This is a genomic window from Streptomyces sp. NPDC053542 (genome assembly GCF_044544685.1).
GTDB lineage: Bacteria > Actinomycetota > Actinomycetes > Streptomycetales > Streptomycetaceae > Streptomyces.
In genome coordinates this window covers 357,137-363,647 of sequence record NZ_JBITXL010000011.1, presented here as the reverse complement: position 1 = coordinate 363,647, position 6,511 = coordinate 357,137, and the positions used below count along the sequence as shown (strand labels likewise).

At 70.1% G+C, this 6,511-nt stretch carries 5 protein-coding genes and 2 rRNA genes; 4 read left to right on the top strand and 3 right to left on the bottom strand.

Annotation, left to right across the window (positions count from 1 at the left end; all coding sequences use genetic code 11):
- From ACIGXO_RS29235 to ACIGXO_RS29220, 4 genes are all read left to right on the top strand, one after another.
- Positions 1-74 (top strand): 23S ribosomal RNA (locus tag ACIGXO_RS29235); the annotation flags it as partial.
- 119 nt (positions 75-193) lie between these two features.
- Positions 194-310 (top strand): 5S ribosomal RNA (gene rrf, locus ACIGXO_RS29230).
- Positions 311-500: 190 nt separating this feature from the next.
- On the top strand, positions 501-1,739 hold the full coding sequence (locus ACIGXO_RS29225) for a hypothetical protein (RefSeq protein ID WP_399792722.1): 1,239 nt from the start codon (positions 501-503) through the stop codon (positions 1,737-1,739).
- Positions 1,721-2,587: a hypothetical protein gene (locus ACIGXO_RS29220; protein WP_399792720.1), complete on the top strand. Its 867-nt coding sequence runs from the start codon at positions 1,721-1,723 to the stop codon at positions 2,585-2,587. The genes ACIGXO_RS29225 and ACIGXO_RS29220 overlap by 19 nt, the downstream gene beginning before the upstream one ends.
- Before the next feature lie 180 nt (positions 2,588-2,767).
- Here ACIGXO_RS29220 and ACIGXO_RS29215 read toward each other — a convergent pair whose 3' ends face one another.
- From ACIGXO_RS29215 to ACIGXO_RS29205, 3 genes are read right to left on the bottom strand one after another with little or no spacing between them, the layout of a single operon-like run.
- Positions 2,768-4,588, bottom strand: a complete 1,821-nt coding sequence (locus ACIGXO_RS29215) for an IucA/IucC family protein (protein ID WP_399792718.1) — start codon at positions 4,586-4,588, stop codon at positions 2,768-2,770.
- Entirely contained in the window at positions 4,585-5,175 is a 591-nt protein-coding gene (locus tag ACIGXO_RS29210) for a GNAT family N-acetyltransferase (RefSeq protein WP_399792716.1), read from the bottom strand. The genes ACIGXO_RS29215 and ACIGXO_RS29210 overlap by 4 nt, the downstream gene beginning before the upstream one ends.
- The gene (locus tag ACIGXO_RS29205) at positions 5,172-6,494 is read right to left on the bottom strand and encodes a lysine N(6)-hydroxylase/L-ornithine N(5)-oxygenase family protein (protein ID WP_399792714.1); all 1,323 of its coding nucleotides are present in this window, start codon (positions 6,492-6,494) and stop codon (positions 5,172-5,174) included. The genes ACIGXO_RS29210 and ACIGXO_RS29205 overlap by 4 nt, the downstream gene beginning before the upstream one ends.
- Positions 6,495-6,511 lie beyond the last annotated feature (17 nt).

The window sequence follows — 6,511 nt, the reverse complement described above, 5'->3', positions numbered from 1 at the left end:
GGTTGATAGGCCAGATATGGAAGCCCGGTAACGGGTGGAGTTGACTGGTACTAATAGGCCGAGGGCTTGTCCTCAGTTGCTCGCGTCCACTGTGTGGTTCCCGGGTTGCGAACAGTCGCAGCGTCGGTTGAACCAAGTTTCACTTCATTTACTTAACTGAAGAGTGTGCTTGTTCGCTCGAACCCGATAGGGTTTCGGTGGTCATAGCGTTAGGGAAACGCCCGGTTACATTCCGAACCCGGAAGCTAAGCCTTTCCGCGCCGATGGTACTGCAGGGGGGACCCTGTGGGAGAGTAGGACGCCGCCGAACAATCTTTCAGGACCCTTGGTCCCAGCGTGCATGCTGGGACCAAGGGTCCTTTTTGTTTTGCCGAAGCGCGCCGAACTGGTCGGTGCGTGAGAATGACTTGCAGTACCGAAGACAGGAGTCACGTCGATGTCCACCAATTCTCCCGACGACCGATCGGAGCGCCAGCCGCGCTGGCGCGATGGTGGTGACCGTGGCGGCTTCCGTCGCGATGACCGACGTGACGACCGTGGTGGCGAGCGCGGCGGTGACCGTCCGCGCGGCCCGCGTCGTGACGACCGCGGCAGCCGTCCCGGCGGCGCCGGTGCCGCCGGTGGCGGCTATGGCCGTCGTGACGACCGTGGCGGCGAGCGCGGCGGCTTCCGTCGGGACGACCGTCGTGATGACCGTGGTGGAGACCGCGGGGGCTTCCGTCGGGACGACCGTGGTGGCGAGCGCGGTGGTGACCGCGGCGGCTTCCGTCGCGATGACCGCGGTGGCGAGCGTGGCGGTTTCCGGCGGGACGACCGCCGTGACGACCGGCCGCGTGGGCCGCGTCGTGAGGACGACCGTGGCGGCTTCCGTCGCGATGACCGCGGTGGCGAGCGCGGCGGTTTCCGTCGCGACGACCGCGGCGGCGACCGTGGGGACTTCCGTCGGGATGACCGGCCGCGTGGGCCGCGTCGCGAGGACGACCGCGGTGGTGACCGGGGCGGCTTCCGTCGGGACGATCGCGGCGGCGAGCGCGGCGGCTTCCGCCGCGATGACCGCGGCGGCGAGCGCGGTGGGGACCGCGGTGGGTTCCGTCGCGATGACCGTCGTGACGAGCGCGGTGGTGACCGTGGCGGCTTCCGTCGGGACGATCGTGGCGGCGACCGTGGCGGCTTCCGTCGCGATGACCGGCCGCGTGGGCCGCGTCGTGAGGACGACCGCGGTGGTGACCGGGGCGGCTTCCGCCGTGACGACCGTGGCGGTGAGCGCGGCGGTTTCCGGCGCGACGACCGCGGCGCGGACCGTGGGGACTTCCGTCGCGATGACCGGCCCCGTGGCCCCCGTCGCGAGGACGACCGCGGTGGCGACCGGGGCGGCTTCCGCCGTGACGACCGCGGCGGTGACCGCGGTGGCTTCCGTCGCGATGACCGTGGCGGCGAGCGCGGTGGGTTCCGCCGTGACGACCGTGGTGGCGACCGGGGCGGCTTCCGGCGCGATGACCGTCGGGACGACCGTGGTGGCGACCGCGGTGGCTTCCGCCGTGACGATCGTGGCGGCGACCGCGGTGGGTTCCGGCGGGACGACGACCGGGGTGGGCGTCGGCCGTACGGGCAGGGGCGCGGCCGGGACGACCGGCGCGACGATCGTCGGGATGACCGGCGGGAGCCGATCAAGCGGCTGCCGATTCCGGACGACGTCACCGGTGACGAGATCGACAAGGACGTGCGGCAGGAGCTGCTGAGCCTGCCGAAGACGCTCGCCGAGGACGTCGCGCGCAACCTCGTGATGGTGGCGAAGCTGCTGGACGAGGACCCCGAGAAGGCGTACGCCTACTCCCGCGTGGCGCTGCGGCTCGCGTCCCGCGTCGCCGCCGTCCGCGAGGCGGCCGGCTTCGCGGCGTACGGCTTCGGCAAGTACAGCGAGGCGCTGGCGGAGTTCCGGGCGGCGCGCCGGATGACCGGCAGCGCGGAGCTGTGGCCGGTGATGGCCGACTGCGAGCGCGGCATGGGCCGGCCCGAAAAGGCCCTCGCCATGGCCGGCGAGCCCGAGGTGCAGCGGCTGGACAAGGCCGGTCAGGTCGAGATGCGGCTGGTCGCGGCGGGTGCCCGGCGCGACATGGGCCAGGCGGACGCCGCGGTCGTGACGCTACAGAGCCCCGAGCTGGCGTCCAACGCGGTGCACCCGTGGACCGCGCGGCTGCGCTACGCGTACGCCGACGCGCTGCTGGAGGTCGGCCGCGAGGAAGACGCGCGCGAGTGGTTCGCGAAGGCGCTGGAGGCCGACCAGGGCGGTACGACGGACGCCTCGGACCGGCTGGCGGAGCTGGACGGCGTGGAGTTCACGGACGCGCTGGCGGACGAGTACGAGGACGAGGCCGCGGATGCGGCGGAGGACGCGGAGGACGAGGAGGACGAGGCCCCCACCGCGGCTGCCGCTGACGCCGCCGCGACCGAGCCGACCGAGCCGGTCCAGCCGACCGAGCCGGTCGAGGCCGCCGAGCCCGTGCAGCCCGTGGCCGTCGACCCCGTCGTGCCCACCTTCTCCGACAAGGACGAGGACTCCGAGCCGGGGGCGGACGCGGACAAGTAGGCGCAGCGCTGTGGGGGCTGGGGTGCGGTGTGCGGCGTCCCCGCCGTGGAGGTGCCGCTGCGCCCAATTGCCCGCAGCTAGGTAGGTAGTGAAGAGGGCGGGATCCCACTGGGATCCCGCCCTCTTGCGTTTCCGGCCGCCCGCCCCGGACCGTCGGGCCGGGCGGCCGTTACCGCGGCGTCACGCCACCGCGGCCGTTTCCGTGGCCCGGTCCGGGGCGAAGCGGGCGATCGGGTTGCGCAGGTTGCCGATCAGCTGGAGGGCGCCGGCCGGGTCCTGGAGGTTGACCATCTCCTTGTTGTTGCGCAGCTGGAGGCGGTTCAGGCAGGAGAGCGCGAACTCCTCGGCGAACATGTCGTACTGGGCGAACTTGTCCGCGAGCTCGGGCGCGGACGCCTGGTACTCGGTGACGCACTCCGCGACCGTGCGCCAGAAGGTCTCCTCGTCCAGCAGGCCCTCGGTGACGAGGATGCCGTTGAGGAAGCGGAAGAAGCAGTCGAAGACGTCGGTGAAGATCGACAGCAGCTTCTTGTCCTCGGGGACGTCGGCGCGGATGCGTTCGACGGCCGGGGGGAGGACCGCGTCGGGGTCCATGACCGCGATCTCCTCGGCGATGTCCTTGTAGATCGCGCGCTGTACGACGCCGTTCTCGAGGACGAGGATGACGTTCTCGCCGTGCGGCATGAAGACCAGGTCGTAGGCGTAGAAGCTGTGCAGGAGGGGCGTGAAGTACGCCTTGAGGTAGCGGCGGAGCCACTCCACGGCGCTCAGGCCGGACTCGCGCATCAGCGCGCCGGCGAAGGAGGCACCGTCGCGGTCGGTGTGCAGCAGCGAGGCCATGGTGGCGAGGCGCTGGCCGGGGGCGAGGGACGGTACCGGGGACTCGCGCCAGAGCGCGGCGAGCATCTTGCGGTACGGGGAGCCCTTGGTGGTGGCCTCTTCGTACTGGCGGTGGTGGTAGCCGATGGCGGCGCGCTCGCGGATGATCGTCAGGCCGGTGCCGCGCAGGACCGGGTCGCTGTCGATGAGGCCGGCCAGCCAGTCGTTGATGGCCGGGGTGGCCTCCATGTACGCGGCGGAGAGGCCGCGCATGAAGCCCATGTTGAGGACCGAGAGGGCCGTTTTGACGTAGTGGCGCTCGGGGTTGCTGGTGTTGAAGAAGGTCCGGATGGACTGCTGGGCGAGGTACTCGTCGTCGCCGGGGCCGAGGCAGACGAGGCGCTGCTGGGCGACCTCGGCGGCGAAGGTGACGGAGAGCTTGTTCCACCACTGCCAGGGGTGGACGGGCAGGAGGAGGTAGTCGGCGAGGTCCAGGCCCTGGGCGGACATGACCGAGGCGAAGCGGTTGAGGGTCTCCTCGCCGAGCTCCGCGTGCATCAGCGTCTCGTAGTCGAGGCCGGCGCCGGCGGTGAAGGTGGCGCGGTCGCGGCGGGCGGCCAGCCAGATGAGCTGGATCGGGGCCGCGGCCTCGGGGGCGTACTGGCGGTACTCGTGGATGCCGAAGCCGAGGCGGCCGTTGTTGGCCACGAAGCAGGGGTGACCCTCGGTCATGCCGGTCTCGATGTCCTGGAAGGAGGACTTGGCGAGCTCGTCGGCCGGGACGTGGTCCTTGGTCAGTTTGTACGCGGTGCCGGCGAGGGTGGAGCTGATCTCCTCCAGGTAGACGGGGAGGATCTCGTCGCTGAGGCCGAGCGCGTCGCGCAGTTCGATGAAGAACTCGACGGCGTCGAGGGGGAGGTCGGTGTCCTCGCGGTGGCGGGTGATGGAGTCGGCGTCGATCTGCCAGTGGTCGAGGGTGAGGACCTGGGCGGCGAAGCGGTACTCCACGGTGCCGTCGTCGCTGCGGACGGAGTAGCGGCCGTCCAGCATCGGGCGGGGGGTGAGGAGGCGTTCGTGGGTGAACTCGGCCAGCGCCTTGCGGATGAGGAGGCGGCCGGCCCGGTCCCAGAGTTCGGGGGTGAGGTGTGCGACGGCTTCGCTGGGGGTGGTGGCGGCGTTCATCGGGTGGTCACTCCTATCGCCGCAAGGTACTGCTCGCGGGTGCAGGTGCTGAGGTAGGCGTCCTTCTCCGGCTTGGCGATCTGCCGGACGATCTCGAAGCCGACGGCTTCGTTGAGGGCGTGGACGGCCTTGTTGTGCACGTCGGGCTCGACGACGACGCGGGCGGTGGCCGGGTCCTCGAAGAGCATCGCCATGACGGTGGTGATGACGGCTTTGGTGAAGCCGTGTACGGGGGTGTCGCTGGGCGCGGTCAGGAAGTGCATGCCGACGTCGCCGGGCTGGGGGTCGTAGAGGCCGACCAGTTCGACGTGGGCCGGGTCGTACCGCTCCATGAGGAAGGCGGGGCGGCCGTTGTGCAGTCCGATGAAGGCGTCGTGGTGCTCGGCGGCGGCGATGCCCATGTACTCGCGCTCCACGTCGGGGAGCTTGGCGTCCTGCATCATCCAGAACGACGCCTTGGGGTGGGTGACCCAGGAGTGCAGCAGCTCGGAGTCCTTGAGGGGGTCGAGCGCGCGGACGGCGAATTCGCCGAGTGCGGGGTCGGTACGGCTGAAGAGGATCTCAGGGGCGCTGTTCTTGTCGCTCATCGGACGATGCCTTCCGGTGCTCCGAATTCCTGGAACGCGATGGTCTTCTCCACGGCGTAGGGCTGGCGGCCCAGCATTTCCGCGATGATGTACGCGTTGCGGTAGGGACCCATGCCCAGGTCGGGCGAGGTGATGCTGTGCGTGTGGACGCCGGCGTTCTGCAGGAAGATGCCCTGGCCGCTGTGGTCGACGCTGTAGTTGCGGGCGACGTCGAAGCGGCCGTGGCCGTCCAGGCGGATGCGGTCGGCGACCGGCGCCAGGAAGTCCGGGGTGGTGTAGCGGTAGCCGGTGGCGAGGATCAGGCCCTGGGTCTCCAGGGCGAAGTCCCGCTCCTGCTCCTCGTGGCGCAGGTCCAGCGTGTACGTGCCGGTGGTCTCGTCGTACGAGGCGTCGTTCAGCGCGGTGTTGGTGAACAGCCGGGTCTGGACCGGGCCCTTGAGGTTCTTCTGGTAGAGCAGGTCGAAGATCGCGTCGATGAGTTCGCCGTCGATGCCCTTGAAGAGACCCTTCTGCTGGGACTCCAGGCGGTAGCGGGTGGCCTCGGGGAGCGTGTGGAAGTAGTCCACGTACTCGGGGGAGGTCATCTCCAGCGTGAGCTTGGTGTACTCCAGCGGGAAGAAGCGCGGGGAGCGGGTGACCCAGTTGAGCTTGTAGCCGTGGACGTCGATCTCGGAGAGCAGGTCGTAGTAGATCTCCGCGGCGCTCTGGCCGCTGCCGACCAGGGTGATCGAGTCCTTGGCCTGGAGCGCTTCCCGGTTCGGCAGGTAGCGCGAGTTGTGGATCAGGTCGCCGCCCAGGTCCCGGCAGGAGTCGGGGAGGTAGGGCGGGGTGCCGGTGCCGAGCACGAGGCGGCGGCCGCGGTGGGTGCGTCGCTCGCCGGTGGCCAGGTCGGTGCCGTGGACGAGGTACAGCCCGGCCGTCTCGTCGTACTCGACGGAGTCGACCCGGTGGCCGAAGCGGACGCTGCTCAGTTTGGCGGCGGCCCAGCGGCAGTAGTCGTTGTACTCCTCGCGCAGCGGATAGAAGTTCTCGCGGATGTAGAAGGAGTACAGCCGGCCCGATTCCTTGAGGTAGTTCAGGAAGGAGTACTCGGAGGTGGGGTCGGCGAGGGTGACCAGGTCGGCCATGAACGGCGTCTGGAGGTGGGCGCCGTCGAGGAACATCCCCGAGTGCCACTCGAAGTCGGGCTTGGACTCCAGGAAGAGGCCGTCGAGTTCGGCGAGGGGTTCGGTGAGGCAGGCCAGGCCCAGGTTGAACGGTCCGAGGCCGATGGCGATGAAGTCGTGTTCGGGCGCGGCGTGCGGGGGGTTGGTAGGCACGGGGTCTCCGGTGAGGG

Excerpts from the sequence above, each read along its gene's own strand:
- ACIGXO_RS29215 (WP_399792718.1), bottom strand. The coding sequence starts at position 4,588 with ATGAACGCCGCCACCACCCCCAGCGAAGCCGTCGCACACCTCACCCCC.
- ACIGXO_RS29210 (WP_399792716.1), bottom strand. The coding sequence starts at position 5,175 with ATGAGCGACAAGAACAGCGCCCCTGAGATCCTCTTCAGCCGTACCGAC.